20 protein-coding genes are annotated in these 24,800 nt (G+C 54.9%); 5 read left to right on the top strand and 15 right to left on the bottom strand.

Features of this window, described 5'->3' with window-relative positions; translation table 11 throughout:
- Positions 1-41: 41 nt before the first annotated feature.
- From kduD to IT971_RS14540, 3 genes are read right to left on the bottom strand one after another with little or no spacing between them, the layout of a single operon-like run.
- A complete protein-coding gene (gene kduD, locus IT971_RS14530; RefSeq protein ID WP_063095525.1) occupies positions 42-782 on the bottom strand; it encodes a 2-dehydro-3-deoxy-D-gluconate 5-dehydrogenase KduD in 741 nt (246 codons plus the stop codon).
- Positions 783-822: 40 nt separating this feature from the next.
- Positions 823-2,145 carry a TRAP transporter large permease gene (locus IT971_RS14535; RefSeq protein WP_223305176.1) on the bottom strand — a complete coding sequence of 441 codons (1,323 nt, stop codon included), beginning with the start codon at positions 2,143-2,145 and terminating at the stop codon, positions 823-825.
- 1 nt (position 2,146) lies between these two features.
- Positions 2,147-2,647 (bottom strand): TRAP transporter small permease, encoded by a 501-nt coding sequence (locus tag IT971_RS14540; RefSeq protein ID WP_196871070.1) that lies wholly within the window; start codon positions 2,645-2,647, stop codon positions 2,147-2,149.
- Between the two features lie 446 nt (positions 2,648-3,093).
- On the opposite strand from IT971_RS14540, the gene IT971_RS14545 reads away from it, so the two are divergent.
- Positions 3,094-4,068, top strand: coding sequence for a TRAP transporter substrate-binding protein (locus IT971_RS14545; RefSeq protein ID WP_063095521.1), 975 nt, complete (start codon positions 3,094-3,096; stop codon positions 4,066-4,068).
- Positions 4,069-4,177: 109 nt separating this feature from the next.
- Positions 4,178-5,218: a glycoside hydrolase family 105 protein gene (locus IT971_RS14550; protein WP_196871071.1), complete on the top strand. Its 1,041-nt coding sequence runs from the start codon at positions 4,178-4,180 to the stop codon at positions 5,216-5,218.
- Positions 5,219-5,285: 67 nt separating this feature from the next.
- Here IT971_RS14550 and IT971_RS14555 read toward each other — a convergent pair whose 3' ends face one another.
- The 4 genes from IT971_RS14555 to IT971_RS14570 all read right to left on the bottom strand — a co-directional run bounded on the left by IT971_RS14555 (position 5,286) and on the right by IT971_RS14570 (position 10,671).
- Positions 5,286-6,344, bottom strand: a complete 1,059-nt coding sequence (locus tag IT971_RS14555; protein WP_063095516.1) for an isocitrate/isopropylmalate dehydrogenase family protein — start codon at positions 6,342-6,344, stop codon at positions 5,286-5,288.
- 4 nt (positions 6,345-6,348) lie between these two features.
- A complete protein-coding gene (locus IT971_RS14560; protein WP_051682459.1) occupies positions 6,349-7,461 on the bottom strand; it encodes a 4-oxalomesaconate tautomerase in 1,113 nt (370 codons plus the stop codon).
- A 5-nt stretch (positions 7,462-7,466) separates the two neighbouring features.
- Positions 7,467-9,446, bottom strand: coding sequence for a tripartite tricarboxylate transporter permease (locus tag IT971_RS14565; RefSeq protein ID WP_063095515.1), 1,980 nt, complete (start codon positions 9,444-9,446; stop codon positions 7,467-7,469).
- Between the two features lie 124 nt (positions 9,447-9,570).
- Positions 9,571-10,671 (bottom strand): tripartite tricarboxylate transporter substrate binding protein, encoded by a 1,101-nt coding sequence (locus tag IT971_RS14570; protein ID WP_037992793.1) that lies wholly within the window; start codon positions 10,669-10,671, stop codon positions 9,571-9,573.
- A 243-nt stretch (positions 10,672-10,914) separates the two neighbouring features.
- Here IT971_RS14570 and IT971_RS14575 point away from each other — a divergent pair, with 243 nt between their 5' ends.
- Together IT971_RS14575 and IT971_RS14580 are read left to right on the top strand one after the other, a co-directional pair.
- Complete coding sequence (locus tag IT971_RS14575) at positions 10,915-11,577, top strand: response regulator transcription factor (RefSeq protein WP_062947915.1); 663 nt, start codon at positions 10,915-10,917, stop codon at positions 11,575-11,577.
- A complete protein-coding gene (locus tag IT971_RS14580) occupies positions 11,574-12,983 on the top strand; it encodes a sensor histidine kinase (RefSeq protein WP_051682455.1) in 1,410 nt (469 codons plus the stop codon). The genes IT971_RS14575 and IT971_RS14580 overlap by 4 nt, the downstream gene beginning before the upstream one ends.
- 69 nt (positions 12,984-13,052) lie before the next feature.
- Here the strand turns inward: IT971_RS14580 and tcuB are convergent, their stop codons facing one another.
- Positions 13,053-14,183: a tricarballylate utilization 4Fe-4S protein TcuB gene (tcuB, locus tag IT971_RS14585; protein WP_065702067.1), complete on the bottom strand. Its 1,131-nt coding sequence runs from the start codon at positions 14,181-14,183 to the stop codon at positions 13,053-13,055.
- Complete coding sequence (tcuA, locus tag IT971_RS14590; RefSeq protein ID WP_063095511.1) at positions 14,167-15,555, bottom strand: FAD-dependent tricarballylate dehydrogenase TcuA; 1,389 nt, start codon at positions 15,553-15,555, stop codon at positions 14,167-14,169. Before tcuA ends, tcuB begins: the two co-directional genes overlap by 17 nt.
- Positions 15,556-15,676: 121 nt before the next feature.
- Here tcuA and IT971_RS14595 point away from each other — a divergent pair, with 121 nt between their 5' ends.
- A complete protein-coding gene (locus IT971_RS14595; protein WP_037992798.1) occupies positions 15,677-16,327 on the top strand; it encodes a GntR family transcriptional regulator in 651 nt (216 codons plus the stop codon).
- Positions 16,328-16,356: 29 nt separating this feature from the next.
- Here the strand turns inward: IT971_RS14595 and IT971_RS14600 are convergent, their stop codons facing one another.
- The 6 genes from IT971_RS14600 to IT971_RS14625 form a co-directional block, all read right to left on the bottom strand.
- Positions 16,357-18,138 (bottom strand): ABC transporter ATP-binding protein, encoded by a 1,782-nt coding sequence (locus IT971_RS14600; RefSeq protein ID WP_063095509.1) that lies wholly within the window; start codon positions 18,136-18,138, stop codon positions 16,357-16,359.
- 8 nt (positions 18,139-18,146) lie between these two features.
- Positions 18,147-19,214 carry an ATP-binding protein gene (locus IT971_RS14605; protein WP_063095507.1) on the bottom strand — a complete coding sequence of 356 codons (1,068 nt, stop codon included), beginning with the start codon at positions 19,212-19,214 and terminating at the stop codon, positions 18,147-18,149.
- Positions 19,207-19,908 (bottom strand): response regulator, encoded by a 702-nt coding sequence (locus IT971_RS14610; RefSeq protein ID WP_223305178.1) that lies wholly within the window; start codon positions 19,906-19,908, stop codon positions 19,207-19,209. Before IT971_RS14610 ends, IT971_RS14605 begins: the two co-directional genes overlap by 8 nt.
- 273 nt (positions 19,909-20,181) lie before the next feature.
- On the bottom strand, positions 20,182-21,576 hold the full coding sequence (locus tag IT971_RS14615) for an efflux transporter outer membrane subunit (protein ID WP_063095505.1): 1,395 nt from the start codon (positions 21,574-21,576) through the stop codon (positions 20,182-20,184).
- 2 nt (positions 21,577-21,578) lie between these two features.
- On the bottom strand, positions 21,579-23,525 hold the full coding sequence (locus IT971_RS14620; protein ID WP_063095504.1) for a MacB family efflux pump subunit: 1,947 nt from the start codon (positions 23,523-23,525) through the stop codon (positions 21,579-21,581).
- Positions 23,522-24,709 (bottom strand): efflux RND transporter periplasmic adaptor subunit, encoded by a 1,188-nt coding sequence (locus tag IT971_RS14625; protein WP_063095502.1) that lies wholly within the window; start codon positions 24,707-24,709, stop codon positions 23,522-23,524. Before IT971_RS14625 ends, IT971_RS14620 begins: the two co-directional genes overlap by 4 nt.
- Between the last annotated feature and the right edge of the window lie 91 nt (positions 24,710-24,800).

The following is a 24,800-nucleotide window of genomic DNA, read 5'->3' on the forward strand; positions in this document are numbered from 1 at the left end:
GACATGACCGGCCAAACGTGATCAGGGCGCCACAAACCGCCCTATCGCGCAAGCCAGCCACCATCAACATTCAAAATGGCACCTGAAACATAATCAGACGCGGGCGCTGCCAGATAAACCGCTGTTTCCGCGATATCATCAGGACGTCCCCAACGCCCTGCCGGAATACGTTCCAGAATGGCCGCAGACCGATCAGGATCATCACGCAACGCCTGTGTATTGCTTGTCGCGATATAGCCCGGCGCAATCGCATTCACATTGATACCGCGTGCCGTCCACTCATTTGCCAGAATACGGGTCAAACCGGCCACACCATGCTTGGATGTGGTGTAGGACGGAACCCGAATACCCCCCTGAAACGATAAAAGCGACGCGATATTCACAATCTTGCCCTGCCCGCCGCGCGCAAAGACCTCCCTGGCAAATGCCTGCGCGGTAAAGAACACCGCCTTGGCATTCACATCCATGACGGCGTCCCAGTCTTCTTCGGTAAAATCGATGCAATCGGCGCGGCGGATAATCCCCGCATTATTGACCAGAATGTCGATATTGGCACCCTCAAACAGGGCCGCCCCCGCCATCGGATCAGCAAAATCAACAATGACCTCGCTTGCGACACCGCCCGCATCACCGACCATTGCAACCGTTTCGCTACAGCTTCGCCGTCCTGCACAGACAACTTCCGCACCTGCGCGTGCCATGGCGACGGCAATAGCCTGCCCTATTCCGGCATTGGCACCGGTTACCAAAGCTTTTCGACCGCTCAGCGAGAACGCATTCATGATATAACTCCGCTTGGATAGGATTAGGTATGGGTGAACGTCACATCAGCCCAAGGAACCGCGGCAATGCCAACGTGATCCAGGGGACATAAGTGGTCAGAAGCAAGGCCGCCGATGTCGCAAAGAAGAACGGCAGGATCGGCCTTACCACCTGATCAATGCGCAGATTGGCAACCGCACACCCGACAAAAAGGACGCTCCCGACCGGTGGTGTCATCGACCCAACCCCAAGGTTAAAGATCATGATGATCCCTAAATGCACCGGATGAATGCCGATCTCGGTCGCAATCGGCAAAAAGATCGGGGTGAAAATCAACACTGCCGGCGTCAGATCCATGAAAAACCCGATGATCAGCAGACAGACATTCATCACCAGCAAAATCACAATGGGATTGTCAAAGGTCAGAATGGTCTCGGCAATGACATCGGGAATCCCGGCAATCGTCATGACATAGGACATGATGCCCGATGCCGCGATCAGAAACAGGATCGAACAACTCGTAACCGCCGACGATTTCAAAGCTTCCAGATATTCCTGCAAGCTTGCCATCCGGTACATCAACGACAGAACAAATGAATACAGAACGGCAACCGCCGCACCTTCTGTCGCGGTAAAAGCCCCGATCGCAATGCCACCAATGACCAGGATAATCATCAATAACGGCGGCAACGCCTGCCATGTCACATGCAGAATTTCCGACCAGCCGACACTACCTTCCGTGCGATAACCGCGACGCATGGCAAAAAAGGTAATGACCATCATAACCGATAGCCCCATCAGGATGCCCGGAAGATACCCGCCAAGAAACAGGGCGGAGATCGACGTCCCGCCAGACACCAGCGAAAACAGGATTAAAGGTCCGCTTGGCGGGATCAGAATACCGGTGGGCGCCGATGCAATATTCACCGCTGCCGAAAACGCGGGATCATACCCCTCTTTGCGCTGCAACGGCCCCATAACCCCGCCAACGGCGGCCGCAGCAGCAATGGACGACCCGGAAATCGAGCCAAACAGCATATTGGCCAGCACATTGGTATGGGCCAATGCACCGGGCATACGCCCGCCCAGCAACTTCGCCAGATTGATCAGGCGGATTGCGATACCGCCCTTGTTCATGATGTTTCCCGCCAGCACAAAAAACGGGATGGCCAGAAGCGTAAAACTGTCGATGCCCGAAAACATCTTTTGGGCGCTGACAAAACTGATCACGCTTGATGGCAAATAGGCAAAGCCCGTCACAACCGACGAAACACCAATTGCAATCGAAATCGGTGTTCCAAGGGCAAGAAGGCCGAAAAACAGCGCAAACAGCACAATTGCCGCACCCGCAGGATCAAGCATGAAATCAACAAGCGCATCCATTTCAAACTGTCTCCTGCACTTCTTCAACCGGCGCCAGTTGACCCAGACCGATCAGAATAATATTAAGGGCCTGCAACAGAATGATCAGGCCCGCCGACACCGGAACCGCAAGGTAAACCATCCCCATCGGGATCTGCATGATCGGCGAAAGCTGCGCCATTGCAGACATGCTCGCCCCCCAGCCACCGATCAGCATCGTAAAGCTGGCAAATGCGATGGAAATAAGCCCGTTCAGCATCGCCAGCCCTTTGCGCCACCACATCGGCCCCAGAAAAACCAGCAGATCAAGCGACAGATGTTTACGGCTGCCAAAACAGTAAGCCGACCCCAGAAGCGCCATCCAGATCATCGTAAATCGAAGCGTTTCTTCCGTGAACAAGGCAGGCGTTGCCAGCACATAGCGGGTGAAAACCTGCCACAGCATCAGGACCACCATGCAGCACAACGTGATTGAAATAATCACCAGCAGCAGGCGCTCAATACCATGCTTGAGAGATTGCAACACTTCGCGTTTCCTCCGTCGAAGTTGCCTGGCGCAGACAGGCATTCTTTTTATTTCGATTATCCCCAGACCATGCGATGTGAAAACAATATCTGCAATCTGAAAATTATTTTCATAAACATTTCGGAACCGGACTTACACGTTAAAGCAGGATGATGCAACCGGCGCTGCGCAGCCAAACTGCGCTCCATCACATTCAAAAGATTATCAAACCCGGACAAATCTCTGACCTCAAAGATATTGGCGCGCACTCTGTCCCAAACGTGAATGCCGACGCCCCTTTCGCGCGGTTTCCTCATGTTTGCTTGGCCGCCCGCGAATGAAAATTTATTACATATGGAAATTTTATTTTCACAATGACAGTTTTATCCACATGTCATCGATGAAATGCGGTGACATTTTCGTCACCGCCAATCGGGCGGAAAAAAATCCAAGGGAGGAAAACAATGAAATATCAGAAACTTGCCTTGACCTTAACTGCAATCGCCACTCTTGCGGTCGGCCAGGCAGAGGCCAAAACACGTTTGACTCTGGCCAATTCGCTGTCGGCGGACCACCCGACCAGCACCGCCCTGCAACAATTTGCTGATGAAGTCAAAGAACGTACAGATGGCGAAGTTACCATTCAGCTGTTCTTAAATGCGGTTCTGGGGTCCGAGCGCGAAGTCCTCGAACAGCTTCAGAACGGTGCGGTTGACATGACCCGTGTGAGCGCAGGCAACCTCGAAAACTTTGACCCGGTATTCAAGGCATTCACCCTGCCTTATATCTTCAAGGGCGAAGACCATTTCTATCGCGTCATGACCGGACCGGTCGCAGACGAGGTCTATAACGCCACAGAAGGCAGCGGCTTTGTCGGCCTGACCTTCTTCGACAGCGGCGCACGTTCGTTCTATACCACCGATAAACCGATCAATACGCCAGAAGACCTTGCTGGCCAGAAAATCCGGGTTCTGAACTCCAACAGCTCGATCCGCATGGTCGAAATGATGGGGGGCTCCCCGACACCGATGCCCTACGCCGAAATCTATACTGCCCTGCAAATGGGCGTGATTGATGGTGCGGAAAACAACGTCACGGCTTTGACCATCGGTCGTCACGGCGAAGTCGCCAAATTCTATTCGCAGGACGAACATCTTCGCATTCCGGACTTCCTGGTGATCTCCAACGCGGCGGCAGAAAAACTCACCGACGAACAGAACGCCATCGTCAAGGAAGCTGCTCTAAACGCGACTGAATCCTTCCGTGCGCTCTGGGACCAGGCCGTCAAGGATTCGACCGCAGAAGCAGAAAAGATGGGGGTGACCTTTGTCTCCCCGGATCAGGCCCCCTTCCGCGAAAAAGTCATGCCGCTGCTTGACGAGTATCGCAACGATCCGGATTTCGGCGGTCTTCTGACCCAGATTCTCGAAACCGAATAATTTTCCGCTCCGCGCCACCAAATTCCTTCAGAAAAAACAGCGAGACATAATAATGGGAACCGATACCGTCAGCCTTCACCACGAATTGAAAGAGAAAATCTCTCAGATAGTGACAGGCTTACGTAACCTGCGAGACGAAGGACAATTCAACGAGCCGAACCTTGATGGAACAGCCGGTGATTATGTCAGTTTCGATAGTTGGGAATGGCCACAGGGTGTCGGTCTGTATGGAATTGCACAACTCTGGCTCCAGACCAGAGACGCAGAAGCGCGGAGTATTCTGGAAAATTGGTACGAAAAACAGCTTTCCCGGGGCCTGCCGCCCCAGAATGTGAACACGACAGCCCCCATGCTGGCCCTGTCCATTCTGTGGCAGCAGACCCGGGATCCTCGATGGGAACCTGTTCTTGACGATTGGGCAAACCGTCTGATCGCAGAAGCCCCGCGCACCACGTCCGGCGGGTTCCAGCACGATGTTTCAGACAAGATCAATAACGGCGAACTGTGGGACGATACCCTGTTCATGCTCGCCCTGTTTCTGGCATCCTACGGTCAGGCTTCCGGCCGAAAAGACCTGATCGACGAAGCCAAATTCCAGTTTCTGGTCCACACCCACTATCTTTGCGAACCCGAAACCGGCCTGTGGTTCCATGGCTGGACCTTCGATGGAAATCACAATTTCGCCCGTGCGCGCTGGGCGCGCGGCAATTCATGGATTTCGGCAGGAATACTCGATCTTATTGATCTTGCCGATCTTGATGCCGCCACACGCCGCTATCTGCTATGGGTTGTCAAGGCACAGCTATCAAGCCTGATCGACTATCAGACCCAAAACGGCACATGGCACACACTGGTCGATGATCCAACTTCTTACGAGGAAATCTCGGCAACCTCTGCAATCGGTTATGCGCTGCTCAAAGGATATCGGCTGGGCCTTGGCCCCGAAAGCTGGAAAACGGCCGGTCAAAAGGCTCTGCATGCCGTGCTTGGCAACATCGACAGTAATGGCGTCGTGCAACAGGTTTCCTACGGCACCCGCATGGGACATGACCTTGAATTCTACAAGAACATCCCCCTGCACCCCACTGGCTATGGCCAATCCATGGCGCTTCTGTGTCTCGTCGAAGCTCTCAATCACATAAACGAATAGAATTGCGCTTCAACTGAAGTTTCGAAAGCCCCTGTCCGCATTGCGACAGGGGCTCTTTTATAAGTTTTCAGCGAAGCCTATCGGCCAAAATCGAACCAAAATCACGACAAGACAATGATCCGGCAAGGTCTGCTGTTCGCGTTTCCGGATTTTTCAGCATTTCGGAAATTGTCTTATCCAGCCTGTTTGCAGCCTGCTGCAAATCGCTGCGACCGGTTTCTGCCCCCTTCCAATCCAGAAGCAGAACGGTCGACAGCAAAAGCGATACGGGGTTGGCGATATTCTTGCCTGCAATATCGGGGGCTGAACCATGCGATGCCTGCGCAATCGCATTTTCATCCCCGACATTGAGTGACCCGGAAAGCCCAAGCCCACCGGCCAGCTCCGCCGCCTCATTCGAAAGGATGTCGCCAAACATGTTGGTCGTTACAATCACGTCAAACGCATCTGGCGTTCTGACCAGAAGTGATGCCATCGCATCAACATGTTCTTCGCGAACCGTAAGTCCGCCCTGCTCGGCTGCGGCTTTCTCTGCTTCGGATAAAAACAGACCGTCGCTAAGTTTTAAAACATTGGCTTTGTGCACAATGGTCAGATGCCCGCGACGTTTGGCCGCAAGACGTGCAGCAAATGCCGACACCCGATAACTTCCCTGGCGCGTCACCTTGCGCATCGCCAGCGCAAGATCAGGGGTTGGCATCACCTCGCCGGTGCCCGCATACATGGTGCGATCGGCATAAAAACCTTCTGTGTTCTCACGCACAATCACTAGATCCATATTCCGGGCCAAAGCAGGAAGACCTTCAAACACCTTCGAAGGCCTTACATTGGCATACAGATCAAGATTGATGCGCAATGCCGCAGAAGGATTGATCCCACCCTGATCTGCCGGAGGATAATGCGCGGTATCAACCGGTCCCAGAATGGTCAGATCAGCCTTGCGGGCACGCTCGATCAATTCCGGGGTAATGGTGGCACCGTGTTTTTCCAATGATGCAAATCCGACATCTTCGCTGGTAAATTTTAATCCCAGCGAAAACGAACGATCCAATGCCTCAAGCACATTGCGGGTGACAGCCGTAATTTCCGGTCCGATCCCGTCGCCCGGCAATAAAAGAACATCCACGACCCTAAACCTCCGTCAGAATATTTTCAGGAACAAGAACCCGACCTTCAAACAACCGGCGTGCGGTGCGGATCACCCCGCCGGAAATCACCGAAAGATTTGGTCCCGATCCTTCGATGGTAAGTTCCACCGCAATCATGCCACTTGGATGTTCAATCTGAATCCACTGTTGCGGCAAGGCCTTGAGACTGATCATACCATCAACGATGCTTCCTGAAAGTGATGCGCAACTGGCAACACAAATCGCACCGGTCACCGCATGGGTTGCATGGCAATTATGCGGCACAAAATAGCGCGATGTAATATCGCCACCTTTTGTCGGCTCGGACAGAATGGCCATTTTCGGAACAACCTTACCGGTACAATCGCCAAGCCCCATTAGTTCCGATGCTTTGCGGCGCACGGCTTCCATCCGCGCAATCAGTTCTGCATTGCCGTCAAGCTGCGCCTTTGTTTCGTTCCCCGTTATTCCAAGATCGCGGGCGCGAAACATCACCATCGGAACCGCCACATCAATACAGGTCACTTCAAGCCCGTCGATATAGTTGATCGGTTTCCCCGTTGGCAGGAGCCGACCGGTTTTGCTGCCCATGATATCCTTGAACCGCAATATCAGCGGGGACGCAGTCCCGGGCACGCCATCAATCGCCGCATCCCCGCTATAAGTCACCTTTCCGCCGGGTGTCGCAACCAGGACATCAACCAATGCACCGACATTTTTATTGTAAATGCGGACCAGCGTTTGATCCCCTGTAACCGGCACCAAACCGGCCTCAATCGCAAACGGGGCAACTGCCGCGGTCATGTTCCCGCAATTCGGATTTACGTCAACCTCTGCCCTGTCGATGGCTACCTGGGCAAACAGGAACTCGACATCTGCATCCGGTCGGCTGGATGGCGCAACAATGCATGATTTGCTGGTTAACGTATCGGCACCGCCAATTCCATCAATCTGACGTTTGTCTGGTGACCCCATCGCCGCAAGCAAAAGACGATCACGCGCGGCAACGTCTTCGGGCAAATCACTGGCCAAAAAGATCGGCCCTTTTGATGTTCCGCCGCGCATCATGACGCAGGGAACGGCATGTTGGTCATTCACAATCACGGTATTTTTCATGTCGATCACCCCAGCGGCCAGGGAAGTTCAATCAGGTCCTGAAGCATCCCGGCCGGGAAATCGAGAACCAGTGACCACGCAAGAACACAAAGCCCGCCAATCGCAAGCCCGGTTAAAAGCAACGTCCGAAGCCACGATGCCTTTGCCTTGACCCGAAGGAAGGCCATGAAGAACCCGGTAATCGCAATCAGGAACCCAAACACGGCGGTTGCGGCAACCATTCCGGCAACCCAAAAAACGTAGTGCCAAAGACCTGCGGTCGGCTTCACGTCCTGATGTTCAAGGTCAAATTCATGATCAAAATTGGCCGCATGGGACGGTGGCGATACAATCAATTGCCAGATCAAAATCGCCGAAACGACGAACATCACCACCGAAACCGCACCGGTAAAGACACTGCCAAGGAAGGAATGCTGCGTTGCATCCCAAATTCCGAACGCAAAGAACGCCAGAAGCACGCCCGCAAACAGGATTTGCGGCCAGCGTTTCGGATTGTGGGAATGGCTGCTTTCTTCTTCTTCAACCGGATTTACCGGGTGTTTGCGCATCCCCATAAGAACGGAAATGACTGTCAAAGCCGCGATAATTACCACACCTGGACGGGTCAAGAATTCCCAGTTGTAGAATTGCAGGGCCTGATAAAGATAGGTTTCCGTGTTGGATGCGAGCACAAAACCAATCAGAAACGCCGGGCGAGGCCAGCCAAAGCGTTTCATCAGCACGCCAAGAACACCAAGCACCAACAAGGCGATCATATCGGAAAGGGAACGCGTCGCCTGAAACGCGGCAAAGCAGATCACCGTAATCATGAACGGCGCAAGGTAACCGTATTTGATTGTCGTCAGGCGTGAAACGAAAGGCGAAATCAGCAATGCACCACCAGCACCAACGACATTGGCAATCGCAAGCGACCAGATGATCGTGTAGGTGATATCAAGATCGCGCCCGACCATTGCAGGGCCGGCTTCAAGACCAATCAGGACCATACCGCCAAGGAAAACAGCCATGCTGCCCGATCCGGGAATACCAAACAGCAGCGTGGGAACAAGCCCGCCGCCCTCCTTGGCATTGTTTGCGCTTTCCGGTGCCAGGACACCACGAATATCGCCCTTGCCGAATTGCGATTTGTCTTTTGCGGTCTGGACCACATGACCATAGGCGATCCAGTCGACAACACTTCCGCCAAGCCCGGGCAGGGCCCCGACAATACTGCCAAGACCGGCACAACGCAGGCACAACCATTTGTGACGGATCATATCCCGAACGCCGTCGCGCCACCCCAGACCAAGGGTGCCCTTATCAGAAATAGATCGATTTTGCCGGCACAGGTCGATGATTTCAGGGAACGCAAACATGCCCAGCCCGACAATGACGAGTGGCAGACCATCCATCAGATAAACAGAGTCAAAGCTCATGCGGAGTTCGCCGGTGGCCGGAGCCGCACCAAGCGCCCCCAGCAGCAAGCCAAGGCCCGCAGCAATCACGCCTTTAGGCAGGCTTTTACCGGCAAGAACGCCGACCATCGACAGACCAAGAACAGCCAGCATAAAGAGTTCGGCCGAACCAAATGCCAGGATCAGAGGCCGCGCGATCACGACAAAGCCGGTCAGGATAACAGCCCCCACCAGTCCCCCGACCAAGGATGCCGAAAATGCAGCCCCCAGCGCACGGGCACCATGGCCTTTTTTGGCCAAAGGAAAACCATCAAGAACTGTTGCTTGTGATGCACTTGATCCCGGTATCCCCATCAAGACAGATGTAAAGGTATCCGAGGTCGGGATAACAGCAACAAGACCGATCAACATGGCAAGTGCCGAAATCTGGTCCATGCCATAAATGAAAGGTAACAGAAGAGACAGCCCGACAATTCCGCCCAGACCGGGCAGAATGCCGACAATCATGCCCATTCCAACCCCCAGCAAAAGATACATCAGATGGGTTGGCTGCGCGAAATGAGACAGTGCCGTCATCATTGCATCAAGCATCAGGAAACTCCGTCAAAAGACAAAGTTCGCCCGTTCCCTTGAAACGACCAGACAGTCGCAGGGTGAAAAAAGCGGGGTGGACAAGGCCACCCCGATCAGGAAACGGGAGACTTCAGATTTTCAGTTAGAACTGAACCGAATATTTATCGGTCAGCCATTTTTGCACCCACTCACGGGCTTCTTCTGGAACGTTCACAGCCGTGCGGAAAATACGCTCTGCAGGCTCGCCAACGATCTGTTTGTATTCGCCAAGCGTTGCCTGTCGATCCGCGACAAAGCTCTCATCTTGGGTTGCGGCCTGTGCGGCATCACGATAGGCCTGCACGATTTCCTCAGGCGTATCTTTTGGCAGGAAGACCATTTTCTGAGCCGGGAAACCGGCAATGAAAAAGGCTTTGTAAGCATCCCAGGCGGGACCTGAAGGTTTTTCACCCTTCATCATCTCGTATGCTTCCGGGAAACTTGGCAGGTCGGGGAAGGAAGGATCGCGCACGATATTGCCGTCATCGTCGATCGCCCCCCACGAGAACAGCGGAACAGCGCTGCCGATATCAACAAGTGGTGTAACGTTGTTAATAAACGCCGACGAAGTCTGGTAATCGATGTTGACTTCGCCACGCTCAAAGGCAAGACGACCGGCCCCTCGGCCTTTCATGCCAAACACGGCATCGACATCAAGTCCCAGCAGCTCAAACGCTAGCAACGGAACCAGATCAAGGGACGTCGCGCCCTGACTACCATAACGCAACTTGACGGTTTCAAGTGCTTTCATGTCAGCAGCCGACTTAAGACCCAGATCGGAATTCACATAAACAACACCACCCGTCGGCGAAGCCAAAACCACGCGCCAGTCACGCATTTCATATTGCACGCGTTTGTCGCGCAACAGATACGGAAACTGGGTTGAGCCGGAAGTTCCGATGGCGGTCAATCCATCAGGTTTGGCGCGGGCTTCAAACTGGTTCGCCCCCGAAGTCGAACCGCCGCCCGGAATGTTCTTGACGACAACGGTCGGGTTTCCCGGCAGAAAGACGCTGAAATACGGTGCCCAGAACCGGCCCCAGGTATCAGTCCCCCCACCTTCACCGAACGGAATAATCAGTTCGACACGATCCCCGGCAAAGTCGGCATCCTGTGCGGTTGCTGTACCGGCAAAGCCAAAAGCAATTGCCGCAGCCGCACACGCGGTTTTGAATGATTGATTAACGGTTTTTCCCCATGACATTGGGCTTTCCCTCCATAACGGTTGTTTTCTCTCGAACGGAAGGAAGAAGCGCGTGACGCACAGACATGCATCAAGTGTCGATTTCCTCCCATTCAGGCTTTCGGCTGTTATTGTTCTTCTGACCGGTCGTTGCCGGGAGTGCCGTTTGCCTATGACGCAAAATCTAAACGAAAAAGCTGTCAGTTTGCTGTCTAGGGTCAAATTTTTCATTTTCGAAGTCGTTTTCGGTGTTATTTAGGCAGAATGCGTATCCTGATCGTAGAAGATAACCTTGTTCTGGCTGACAAAATCGCTGCTGCCCTGCGGCAGACCGATCATGCTGTCGATCTGGTTCATGATGGCGAAGATGCTCTTCGACTTGTTCTGCAAGAAACCTTTGATCTTCTGATTCTCGATTTGTCGCTTCCGGGACTGGACGGGATTGAAATTCTGAAAACCGTGCGCGCGCGCAAAATCAATTTGCCCGTCATGATCCTGACCGCACGCGGCAATCTGGATGAACGTGTCGCCGGTCTGGATGCCGGGGCAGACGATTATATGGTCAAACCGTTCGAGCTATCGGAACTCGAAGCCCGTGCCCGCGCACTTTTACGACGCAATATCGGGCAGCGTAATCCCGCCATCACGGTTGGAAAACTGACATTCAATTCGGTGGACCGGTCCGTCACGATTGATGGACAGCCCGTTTCGCTAACACCGCGCGAACGTGGTGTGCTGGAAATCCTGCTGCTGAACGTAAGCCAGGTGATCAGCAAGGAAAAAATCGCCCTGCATCTGTTCGGTTTTGATGATGAGGCCAGCGTAAAATCCATCGAACTTTACATCAGTCGCCTGCGCAAAAAAATTGCATCAGGTGATGTCGAAGTCCGGACTATTCGCGGACTTGGCTATATGATTGACGAATGACCGAAAACGCTACCGCCATATCAACATCATTGCGCGCAAGGCTCCTGCGCTGGCTTTTGCTGCCTGGATTAATGCTGGCATTCGGGCTGCTGGCCAAAAACTATCTGACCGTTAGCGAAATGGCCAACCGTATTCAGGACCGGCTTCTGGTTGCACTGGCGGTAACGATTTCCGAACATGCAATCAATTCAAGGGGCGATTTGCTATCGCGTGATATCGAGCTGCTGCTCGAGCAATTCACCCGCGAAAACACATATTACCGCGTACAGGGTCCGGACGGGGCGTTTGTGACGGGGGATTCTGGTCTGCCACGACTGCCCGCTGGCATTACTCTGGAACCGGGTGTCCCCCATTTCTATAACGCACACTATCGCAACGAGGACGTACGCGCGGTAACCATGAAATATCTGGTTTCCAATCCGTCGTCGAACATCTATGGCTGGGTCACCATTGATGTCAGCCAGACCCGTCGTGAACGCGATAATCTGATTTATGACGAACTTCTGGGATCGACCACTGATTTTCTGGTTCTGATGTTTCTCGGCGGCGTTTTCGCGTGGATCGGCGTTTCACGCGGACTTGCCCCCCTAAGACGCCTTCAACAGGCAATCCGCCGCAGATCCACTGATGATTTGCGGCCAATTCGCCATGCCATGCCCAAGGAAGTCACCGAGGTCGTCAGATCTCTAAATGCACTTTTGGCACGCCTGGAAAGCTCAATCACGGCCAATCAGCGTTTCATCGCCGATGCATCACACCAGCTACGTACCCCGCTTGCGACAGTACAGGCCGAAGCCGAATGGGCTTTGCGCAATGCCAGCGACCAACAAGACCGTCAAGCTCTTGAACGTATCGTCAGTCAAACCCGTCAGACGGCCAGACTTGCCAACCAGCTTCTGAACCTCGCGCGGGTGTCACCGGAAGGCCGAAAGGCTGTCCGCTACGAGAAGACTGATCTCTTGGCCCTTGCCGCCTCGGTGACATCCGGGATGGTTCGTCATGCCATCCGCCACAATATTGATCTTGGCTTCGACGATCAAAGCGAGGGCATGAGCTGTGAAATTGAAACAGGAAACGAAGTTCTGCTTCAGGAAATGCTTTGCAACCTGATCGAGAATGCAATCGTCTATGGCAATCCCGGTACGATTGTGACGGTGCGCGTCATTGGTCGCGGCGTTGCTGTAGGTCCGGTTCTCGAGGTTGAAGACAACGGCCCCGGTATCCCGGAAAAAGACCGCGATACGGTTCTGGAACGGTTCGTGCGCCTTGATGAGCAAAACGGACAAGGATGTGGCCTTGGACTGGCTATTGTCAAAGAAGTTGCCAACGCACATCAGGCCGTTATGTCCCTTGAAGACGGCAAAGACGGTGTCGGCCTCAAGGTGCGGATTGCATTCCCGCGCTAACCGGTTCTATCTGTCTCGTTGCAGACGAAAGACCGGCACGTCGTGCGCCGGTCTTTTGTCTTTTGACATTCAGGCCGCTTTCTTGTCCGGACAAACGCCCACCACCTGCTTGTGATCGTTCTTTTCGACCGCAAACACAATCAGCGCGATCAGGCGATAAAAACCATGCACAAACTTGCCATATGGCATGGACAGAAACAGCGTCATCACAACACCAAGATGGATGCTTAACATCACCCCGACATATTGCGTATCACGCACAAACATCAGGCAAAGTCCGGTCAGACTTGTCAAAAACAGCAGAACCAGAAAACTGACATCCATACCCTTGTTCGTTTTGCCTTTCGGGGCGGCATCTGCCCGGGCCTTCAGGATCAGCAGCCCCGCAGGCCCCACAATAAGACCAAGTCCTCCCAGAATGCCAAACAGTTTGGGCAGGCTCAAATACCCGTAAGGTGCGGGAAGATCGAAGCCATAATGCAAGACCGTGGCCGACGATGTGGCAGCAAAGCACAGCATGAAGCCCCAGAATGTCATCTGATGGAACCAACGCCTTGCCATGGAGGGCGTTTCGCTTGGATACGAGCATCCCTGCCCGTTGCCACCATCCAGATATTTCAGCGAAAGAGCATCTTTTATCCCCTGCATGACGCGGGGATAATCAAGCCTGAAAGGACTTGGCAAATTCATTGTCCGCCAGAATTTGACAATCGAAACCAGCAGCGCAAGCAGCACAAATCCACCGACCGCACCAAACATTGCGGCCAGGACATCATGCGAAATCACGCCGTAAAATGCGTTGTCGTGCGCTGAAAAGAAATCATCCCCGGTTAGAATGGCCGTTCCGCCCAGAAAAAGCGTGATCACAACGATTGACAGAAAACTGACCCAAAGACCGTTATTGGCAAACAGCTTGCCCATAAAGCCCGGCCACGCGTAAATGCCGTAGTTTTCCTGCCTGAGCTCCGCCATCGCGGCCGGAACGTTAAGCTGAAATTCGTGTGGCGGCGCATATTGGCAATTGTGATAACAGGCCCCGCAGTTATGGCAAAGGTTTGCCAGATAATCGAGCGTATCGGAATTGAATTCCAACCGCAGTTCCATCGCTTGGAAAACGGCACAATGTCCCTCGCAATAACGGCAGGCATTGCAGATCGACATAACGCGGGCGGCTTCGGCTGTTTTATCGGTTGAGCGCATAATCGGCAGCCTCCCTTCCTGCAATTCGTCCAAACACATTTCCAATCGTCATGCCAATCCCGGCAAGATATCCTTGGCCCAGAACGTTTCCGGCCATAATTTCACCCGCAGCAAAGATGTTCGGGCTTTCGGTCCCGTCGGCCATCTGCATCTGCGCCTTTTCGCTGACTTCTACCCCGAGATAGGTGAATGTGATGCCCGGCCGCAGGCAATAGGCGCTATAGGGCGGATGATCGAGTGTCCGCGCCCAGTTGGTCTTGTTCACCACAAGCCCGCTGGTATGAACCCCATCCAGTTCGGTATGATCAAATTTTCCCGGTTGAACCGCCGCGTTATAGTCGGCAACGGTTTTCTCAAGCGTCGCGGGATCCAGACCGATCTTTTGGGCCAATTCGCCAATCGTATCGGCGACCACGGCCGGGAAAACGGGGGGCATAAAGGCACCACGCGCCTTCTGGTCAATAATCACATGGGCCACCTGATCAGGTTGGTCCGCAACAAGACGGCCCCAGATCGCATATCGCTTTGGCCAGAAATCCTCGCCTTCATCATAAAATCGCTCGGCATTCCTGTTCACCACAATGCCAAGCGACACGCAGTCAACCCGCGTGCAGATTCCGCCGTCAAACTTTGGCGCGCGCCCGTCAATTGCCACCGCATGGCACTGATTGGGTTCCCCGATCTGCCGGGCTCCGGCATCAAGCAGCATGCGCAGCAAATCACCACGATTATAGGGCGTCCCCCGGATCAGGAAATTTTCGGCAATGTCGCCCCATGCCTCTTTCAGCCACTCGATATTCGCTTCAAATCCGCCGGCTGCCGCAACGAACGCATTTGCCGAAATGGTGTGATCACCCACCTGAAGGCTTTTAAATCTTCCTTCCGAAATCTCTACGGACGTGACCATCGCATCGTAATGAACTTCAACGCCAAGCTTATCGGCATGCCGATAAAGGGCGTTTAACAGTTGCTTGCCCCCGCCCATGAAGAACGCATTCGTTCGGCCCAAATGCAGGGTTCCGCCAAGTGGCGGCTGGAACTGCACACCGCGCGCCTCAAGCCAGTCAACGGCTTCTGTCGATTGGCGCAGGGTCATGCGGGCGAGTGTTTCGTTGGTTTTCCCCTTGGTCACCCGCATCAGGTCATCCCAGTATTCCGCCTCGTCATAAGTGCCGCTCAAAACCGACAAGGGGCCAATATGCATGGGTCGCAAATTGCGGGTATGGCGGGTATTCCCGCCGCGATGGGTTCTGGGTGCCCCTTCCAGCAGACAGACGCGCGCGCCTTTTTCCGCAGCAACAATCGCGGCAATCAGCCCCGCCTGCCCGCCGCCCGCGACAAGGACATCATAATGATCGGATTCAGTTTTCACGGCGTCTCCACCTCTTTTCGTATTTTAATGGATACTCTTGTATACAATTGTCTCCAACCTTGAGATTTCAGCATGCTTGTGTCAAGTTAAAAACCAGACAGAACAAAGCAGGTGCCTTCTCATGAGCCCAGATTCCGCCGATCACCAGCCCCGCGGGGAAGTTGCCTATCAAAAGCTTCTGGCAGCCATCCAGCATGGCGAACTCAAGCCGGGGACCCGAATCCGCGAGGTGGAAGTTGCTGAAAGGTTTGGAATCAGCCGCACCCCGGTGCGCGATGCCATTCGACGTCTGGAAAGTGATGGGCTGCTGATCCACATGCCGCGACACGGGGCCGTCATCAAGGAACTCGATCATCGCGAAGTGATCGAGCTGTATGAAATTCGCGAAGTTTTGGAAGGAACGGCCGCCCGTTATGCCGCGCGCCACGCATCAGAGCTTGAAATCGCCGAACTGGAAGATCTCAATGAACTGATGCTGAAAAACGGGCAGGACCCGGTGAAAGTTGCAGAAGCAAACCGGCTGTTTCATCAGGCGCTGTATAGAACGGCGAACAATCGCTATCTTATTGATGCACTTAATTCTTTATCGAATTCAATGGCGCTTCTGGGCGGTACGACGCTTCAATATGACGGCCGCCCCGAAAGTGCCTATCAGGAACATAAGAACATTATCGACAGCATCCGGTCCGGCAACGCCGATCAGGCCGATACCGATGCAAGACATCACATCCGAAGCGCTCAAAGGCTGCGGATCAAGCTATTGCGTGAATAAGAGGCGATCTGTTGCACGCTGTTGCAAGGTCACACCACGCGCAACAGATCCGCATAAACACCGTCAAGAGCGACCAGTTGGTCATGACGCCCCTGCTCTGCGATGCGTCCTGCTTTCATCACCACGATCTGGTCCGCATGGCGGATGGTGGACAGCCGGTGCGCGATGGTAATCGTTGTCCGGCCTTTCGACATGTGGTTCAACGCAGACGACATCGCGCGTTCCGTACGTGTATCAAGAGCACTGGTCGCCTCGTCCAGTAAAAGCACAGGCGGGTCGCGCAGGATGGTGCGAGCCAGCACCAAGCGCTGTTTCTCGCCACCGGAAAATCGGTATCCATCCTCACCAACCAGCGTATCATAGCCCATAGGCAGCGACGCGATATGGTCGTGAATCTGGGCAATCTTTGCCGCCGCAACCAGTTCGGCCTCGGTCGCGTCCGGTTTTGCGAAGCGCAGGTTCTCTGCCACAGAGGCATGGAACAGATAGGGCTCTTGCGGAACGACCCCCACCATTTCGGACAGCGATTGAAAACTGAGATCGCGCAGATCCACGCCATCAAACCGGATGGCACCACTATCCACATCGTAAAGCCGCGCCAGCAAGTATCCCAGTGTCGTCTTGCCCGAACCCGTCGGGCCGACTATCGCGACATTGCTGCCTGCGGGAATCATGAGGCTTATGTCATACACAGCAGTCGGGCCATCCTCATGGTAGGCAAAACTGACATGCTCCAGCTCTACCTGACCGCGCATGTCCGAACGGCGAATTGTAACGGGTGCCGGTTTCTCGGTGATCTCAACCGGCATGTCCAGATACTCGAAAACCCGGGCAAACAATGCACGTGTTTTTCGTGTATCGCGGCCGATTTCCAACAATTGCTCGAAAGGCCACAATAGCTGTTCCTGTAACGCGATCATCGCAACCAGCGTACCGATGGTGGCAGGATTGTCTGTCTGCATCAGCAGCCCCCCCGCCAGCAACGTCATCGCCGGCAGGACGGCCAGCGCAAAGCTGATCAGGGACCACTGCCATTCACCGGCGGTATGTGACTTCACCTCAAGTTTCGCCAGGTCTCCCGATATCCGGGTGAACCGTTGTACAAGATGTGGACCCCTTCCCATCGTGCGGGCAAGGATGACACCCGAGGCCGAAAGCGTTTCCTGCACCGCCACGGAAATGTCGGCGGCGCGCGCCTGCTGCTGGTAGGTCAACGCTTCGCGCATACGGGCAACGCGGTTACTGATCAGGATCGTTCCCGGCACCACGAACAGAACAAAAAGTGCCAACCGCCAGTCAAGGATCACGATGGCAATGGCCGTCATGACAACCGCACTGAGCGAACGACCAAGTTCGTTGGCAGTTTCCGTTACCAACGATTGCAGTCCATCGATATCACTGGCGATGCGCGACTGAACCTCGCCCACACGCGTTCCGGTAAAGAACCGCAACGAAAGGCTTTGGAGATGGGTGTAAAGCCGCACCCGCAAGGCATGCAGAACCGCCTGTCCGATACGTGACATGAGGATCACCTGATAGGCACCGACCGCCGCCGAAAGCAGGGCGACGATGACCATACCTCCCACCAGCCCGACAAGCAGTTTGATATCATTGGCGGGCAAAGCTTCGTCAATGATCGCCCGCAACAGGAACGGTCCCGCCAGACCGACCGCTGAGGACATGATCATAAGCAATATGACCGCTGCGATCCGTTTCCGGTAAGGAATGAACAGCGACAATATACGCCGCATGGAAACATGCCGCGCCGCAAGGTCGGTATAGTCGTCGGAATAAGGAAGATGTTTGGACATTGGTACAATCAGACGAAAGGTAACACTTGGCACGGCAGCCGGATTTCGACGGCAAGACCAGGATGATCAGAAGGGAATATCGACGCATCTCCTCCATGCGCCCGGGCAATCGCCCTGACAATTGGCAAGCCCAGGCCGGAACCACCACCGCTACGCCCCCGTGAGTCGTCCGCACGCCAGAACCGCTCGAAGGCACGCGTGCGGCTTTCTTCAGGAAGGCCCGGTCCTGTATCCGTGCAACGGAAAAAGACATACTGTCCTGCCACACCGGTCTCGACATGCACCGTACTTTGCGGCGCGTAACGACAGCAATTTTCCAGAACCGCCACGAAAGCCTGCCTCAATCGCGCGCGGTCAGCACTGACGACGGCGCTGGACAACTGGCGCATTACCGTGATCCCGGCCTTGCTGAAATGATCCTCAAGCGAAAGGAGCGCCGCCTCGGCCTCCACCGCCAGATCAAGACGTGAATATTGCAGATCGAGCTGCCCTGCATTGCTCAGCGCCAGTGTCCGCAACTCCTCGACGATGGCCGACAGATCATCCACATGGTTAATCAGGCGACCATACAGTTCCGGACTGGGGGCGAAGGCACCATCCAGCAACCCCTGGAGCCGCCCACGCAGAATGGTCAAAGGCGTTCGCAATTCATGTGCAATGGCCGAGTTAGAATATTTCAACTCGGCCTCGGCACGTTGCAGTCGCCCTGCCATCTGATTGAAATCGTCAACCAGATCGCTCGCCTCGCCAAAATTGCCCCGGCTCAATGAGGCGCGCGCCGAAAAATCCCCATTCGCCACCTTGCGCGCAGCCGCGGCAACAGATTTCAAAGGATCCACAATCCGTCGTGCCAGAACCCACCCCAACAAAGAGGCGGTTAATATGCCGATCCCCAGAAGAAGGCCCAACGTTACGATATCACCGGTGCGCAGGATGTCGTCGTCGGTGAAATCCGGATAAAGCCATTCATAAATGAAGAAGAAATACGCCGTTAACCCGAAATAAACGACGGTGAAAGCAAGCAATGTAAGCGAAATCATCGCACGAACGATGCGGGAATTCAGATTTCTAGCCATGGGTGTTGTCCAGTCGATAACCGACACCACGGACACCGACGAGCATGCCATCCGCCCCGGCAGCAGCCAGTTTGCGCCGCAGATTGCTGACATGGCTGTCGACTGTCCGATCCAGCGCCTCACCCTCCGGCAGGCACGCATCGACCAGTTCCGAGCGCTCGAACACCCTGCCAATCCTCAAGGCCATATAAGCCAGAATGCGAAATTCGGTTCTGGTAAGGCCGAGCACAACCGGTCCCGCCGCGCTTTCGACCTCCACCCGATAGGCCTGTGGATCAATGGTCAATGGTCCGACGCGCAACATTTGCCCGTCATCACGGGCAATGGTTCGCCGCAAGACCGCCTTAACACGCGCCACAACCTCAAGCGGGTTGAACGGTTTAACGACATAATCGTCTGCACCAATACGTAGCGCCTGCAACTTGTCGAGATCCTCGGCAAGCGCCGTTACCATGATGACGGGCGTGTCACCACGTCGACGGATCGCCGCCAGCACTTCATAACCGTCCTGCCCCGGCAGCTTGATATCCAGCACCACAAGGTCGGGCCGCAAGCGCTGATGATGGGCAAGCCCGACCGTTCCATCACCAGCCGTAACAACCCGGAATCCTTCGCGTGACAGGTAAGTCCCGATGATTTCCGCAATCTCGGGCTCGTCCTCAATGATGAGGATCAAGGCATTGTTCATGGACATGTTTTCGATCTTTGGCTTTTCACCCAAAAGGATTCATTTGATTGAGGCGCATCTCACCCCAGGTTATTCACAACCGATTGAAAGTTCCATCATGCATCTGCCAGCAATGCCGGCATCGGAGTTCCAGAATAACACTCAACGATTACTCCTCCCACGTCGAGGGCAGGTTAAGATTTTGTCGAGGTTTTGTGGAGATGTTCGGCAATAGGAACTCCAGTGTAACGAGCTCAAGAGGCAGTCCGATAATTTATCTGTATCAAAGAGCGCACTTCATCATTGTGCTGCCGCAACCTCTTCATCAGCGATTGCAGTACTTCCGCCAAGCGCGCGGTAAAGCGTTGATTCATTGACAAACTGTGCGAGCCGCACATCGGCAAGAACCACTTCGGCAGAACGACGGCGTTCCTGCGCATCAAGCCAGATGCGCAGGGTGGTCGCACCAGCCCGATAACGTGTCTCGGTCAGTTTCTCGACTTCCAGCGCGGCCATATAGGCATTATCAAGTCGGCGTGACTGCTCGCCATAGCTGGCGCGCGCACCAAGCGCATTGGCCACATCGGCAAACGCGTTCAGCAAAGTTTTGCGAAATGCGGTGACGGCCTCTTCATAATGGGTCTCTGAAACCGCAATCGTCAAACTCATATCCTTCAGGTTAAGGAATGAGAGGACAGCACCTGCTCCCAGGGTTCCGACCGGGTTGGAGACGAAGGAAATCAGTTGATCGCTGCTGGTCCCTAACCCACCGGTAAGCGATATCCCCGGATAGAAGCTGGTCCGCGTCGCGTCCACGCTCTTCAACGTCCCCCGCAACCGCGCTTCTGCTGCACGAAGATCAGGACGGCGGGCAAGCAGATCGGCGGGCAACCCTGCTGCAAGCTCCGGAAACTTCTTTCGCGGCAGGCTCTGCGGTTCTGGAACCGGGTTTGGCGCACCGTTCAAAAGGACCGTAAGCACATTGCGCAGAACAAGGCGGGCCTGCTGCAACTCCGCTACTCGCGCCGCCTGAGTCTCGACAGCTTGTTCGCTTTCTCTAAGTTCCAGATCGGAAACATCCCCGACTTCTGCCTGCTTCCGCACGAGATCCTGAATTTGCTCTACATAATCAAGGCTGTTTATAGCCGATGCAACCGACTCATTGGCATGGGCGATACGGAAATAGGTTTCGATCGTCATGCCGATGATTGCCAGGCGCGCCGCTTCGTAATCCTCGGCAGTTGCCTCCGCCTCGAAGCTTGTGCTGTCGCGCTGTGCCGCCAGTTTCCCCCACAAGTCGACTTCATAGGAAACACCGATTGCTGCAGACGAAGATGCTGTCGAAGTCGCACTTCCTTCAAGAGGCCGGCTCTTCGAAGTGTTAAGAGTCCCGCTCAACTTCGGGAACAGGGCATTTGCCGCAAGGTCGGCTTGCAGGCGCGCTCTGCGCGCACGAACGGTCGCAGCGAAAATGTCGTTGTTGCGACTGACCACTTCGCTGATCAGGGTGGTAAGTCCGGAATCTCCGAATGCAATCCACCACTGATCTGCACTCGCATTCGCCGTATCTGCGGCAACCGAAGCAGACCATGTCGGCCCCTCCGGCAGATCAGGGCGCAGATAGTCTGTCGACGGGCTGGTGCAACCGGCAAGGACAACAAACAGGCAAGGAACAATCAATCTGACAAAAACCATGACTACTCTCTGGAAAGCGCAACGACCGGATCAAGCCGCGAGGCATTGCGTGCAGGCAGAAAACCGAAAACGAGGCCGATGAGAAGTGCGACCAGACAGGCGGAAAGGATGGCGTCGATCGAAATGATCATCGGGAATGAACTGCCCTGCCCCCCAAACGTAGCAGCCGCGCCAAGCGCCACTCCAACGCCAAGCAGAGATCCGGCAATGCAAATCGTGACAGCTTCAATCAGAAACTGAAGCATGATGTCGATACGCCGTGCGCCGACCGCCATGCGCAGGCCGATCTCGCGGGTACGCTCGGTGACGGAAACCAGCATGATGTTCATAACGCCGATCCCACCAACGATCAGCGAAATGACCGCGACCGAAGAAATCAGCAGCGTCATCGTCCGCGACGTCTTCTCCATGATCCGGCGCAACTGGTCACTGTTGAAGACAAAAAAGTCCTGTATACCGTGACGGCGTGTCATCAGACCGACAATCGCGCGTTCGGCAACAATCGTGTCAACATTGTCAGATATGCGAACGGTCAGCCCGGCAAGGCTCGTTGCCGCCCCAAGCAGCCTGCCGGCCACAGCAGTATAGGGAAGGTATATTTGCAGGGTTTTGCCCGACATGCCGGAACGCTGGGCCACCGTGCCGATGATGACCACCGGCACGCGATCGATCATGATGATCTTGCCAAGCGGAGATTCACTACCCGGAAAAAGCGTAGTTGCGGCTCTGTCGTCTATCACGGCCTCCTGACGACGCTCGGCGATACTGTCGGCCGTGAAGCCGTTGCCCTGCACGATCTTGAGGCCGTTTACCCGAAAATAATCCTCACCGACACCGTCAACGTTGGCCGACATGGAAGTGCTGCCGAACCGAATGCGCGCACTCGTCGACACCAGTGGCGTAACGCTGTCGATATAGTTTTGCGCAGACAAAGCCTCGGCGTCGGACACAACCAGCGTCCTGATGCTGTCGGCGCGCTCGTCGTCCCAACCCTGCCCGGGATAAATGGAAAGTGTACTGGCACCAAGTTCGCTGATCTCGGCAAGGACCCGCTGGCGTGTCCCTTCGCCCAGACCGACGACTGAAACCACGGCAGCAATGCCAATGATGATCCCCAGCATGGTCAGGAATGTGCGGACCCGATGAGCCGCCATCGAGCGCAACGCCATGGGAAAAGCTTCTGCAAACCGTCGATGGAAACCTGCCAGCACGCCAACAGACCCGGAACGTGCAAAGGAAGGTAAGGGAGCACCAACCAGAGGTTCGCGGCATCGCTGGTCAGACAGAACCAGACCGTCACGGACTTCTATGATGCGATCAGCATGGGCCGCGACCTCCATATCGTGGGTGACGATAATGACCGTATGGCCGTCCCGATGAAGCTCCTTGAGAATCTCAAGCACGGTTTCACCGCTTCTGCTGTCAAGCGCTCCGGTCGGCTCGTCGGCAAGGATGATACGCCCACCATTCATAAGCGCGCGAGCAATCGACACCCGCTGCTGCTGACCGCCGGAAAGCTGACCTGGACGGTGATCGACGCGCTCGCCAAGGCCGAGACGCTCCAGAAGTGACCGGGCCCGCTCGCGCCGGGAGGCGGTATCAAGGCCTGCATAAACGGCTGGCATCGCGACATTGTCAGTCGAGTTGAGCGTGCCGAGCAAGTGATAGCGTTGGAAGATGAAGCCGAAATGCTCCCTTCGCAACGCTGCCAGTTCGTCTGCGCTCAAACCGGCAACACTGCGCCCACCGACACGGTAATCGCCCGCAGTCGGCTGATCAAGGCAGCCAAGAATATTCATGAGCGTCGACTTGCCCGATCCGCTTGCGCCCACAATCGCGACAAGTTCACCACTGTCGATATGAAGATTGATCCCCGCAAGCGCGGAAATGGTCTCTTCGCCCGTCTGAAACAGCCGTGTGACGTTCTCTATTTCCAGTAAAGCGCTCACATCATCTCCATAGCGTTAGAGTCCGATGCCTGACCATCTGCCGGAATGACAACCTCCTCGCCGACCTGCAGGCCATCGATCACTTGCGCCTTGATCCGGTCAGTCAGTCCTATTGTGACAAGGCGCTCCGAAATTTCGCCAGAAGAGGAGCGGACACTAATGCGATAGCGACCGTTCTGATCGCGCTCGGTCAACGCTGACCATGGCACCAGCGGCACGTCCTCTGCCTGCCCCACCACAATGGTCACCAGAGTAGTCATCATGGGTCGCAGTCGGCCATCAGGATTGGGCGTTGTGAATATTCCGTTGAAATAAACAGCCTGTGTTGCCTGCCCTGCGGTTGTGGAGGCCGTCGTTGATTCTGTCGCGATTGATGTCGGGGCGGGCGCAATCTGCTCCAATCTGCCGACCGTCGGAAGATGGGTTTCGCCCATGATCGTGAAACGCACGATCTGGCCGGGTTTTACGCGGGTAATATCGGCTTCTGATATTCTTACCTTAACCTGCATGACGTTGAGCTCGGCCAGCACAATGATCGTCGGCACGGCCAGATTGGAGTTCAGTGTTTGGCCAGCCTTGGTAACGACCGCAACCACAACCCCATCCATCGGCGCGGTAACCTTCGTGTAGCCAAGGTTGGCTTTCGCGTTCTCGACCTCCACTGTGGCTTGGGCAATCTGCGCGTCCAACGCCTCGATATCAGCCGTCAGGACTTTGAACGCCGCCTCCGCCGTCTCAAGCTCGGCGACTGACGCCGCACGCTGACGGGCCATGCTCTTCTGCCTGTCATAGGCTTGCTCAGCCCGCCTGAGTTCAAAACCACGCGCCTTGCGCTGCGCCTTCACATTGGCAAGTGCCGCCTCTGCGATGCGAAGAGCATATGCCTGTGCCGTCGGGTCAATCTCGGCGATCAGATCCCCGGCCTTGATTTTCTGACCCAGTTCAACATGCAAGGTTTTCAACTGACCGGAAACCTGCGCACCGACACTGACGATCCGGGCAGGTTCGAGTTCACCATTGGCAAGAACCGTTTCCTCGATTGTGCCGAGCGAAACAAACTCGGTAAGCACGGATGCCTGCGGCTCTTCCTCAAGAACACCGCTGGCCGACGCCATTGCCACCAGCGCCACAGCAATTACGCCTGCGATGATCAGAGTTCGACCAATGCTATTTGACAGTTTCATTGTTGTTTTTACCAACCGACATTTATTGACCAGAAAAGAAGATCGTCGTTCAATCGGGTTCACTCTCGCCCCGAGACGACTGATCTCGATA

Origin of the sequence: Thalassospira sp. B30-1 (assembly GCF_015767575.1) — a bacterium.
GTDB lineage: Bacteria > Pseudomonadota > Alphaproteobacteria > Rhodospirillales > Thalassospiraceae > Thalassospira > Thalassospira xiamenensis.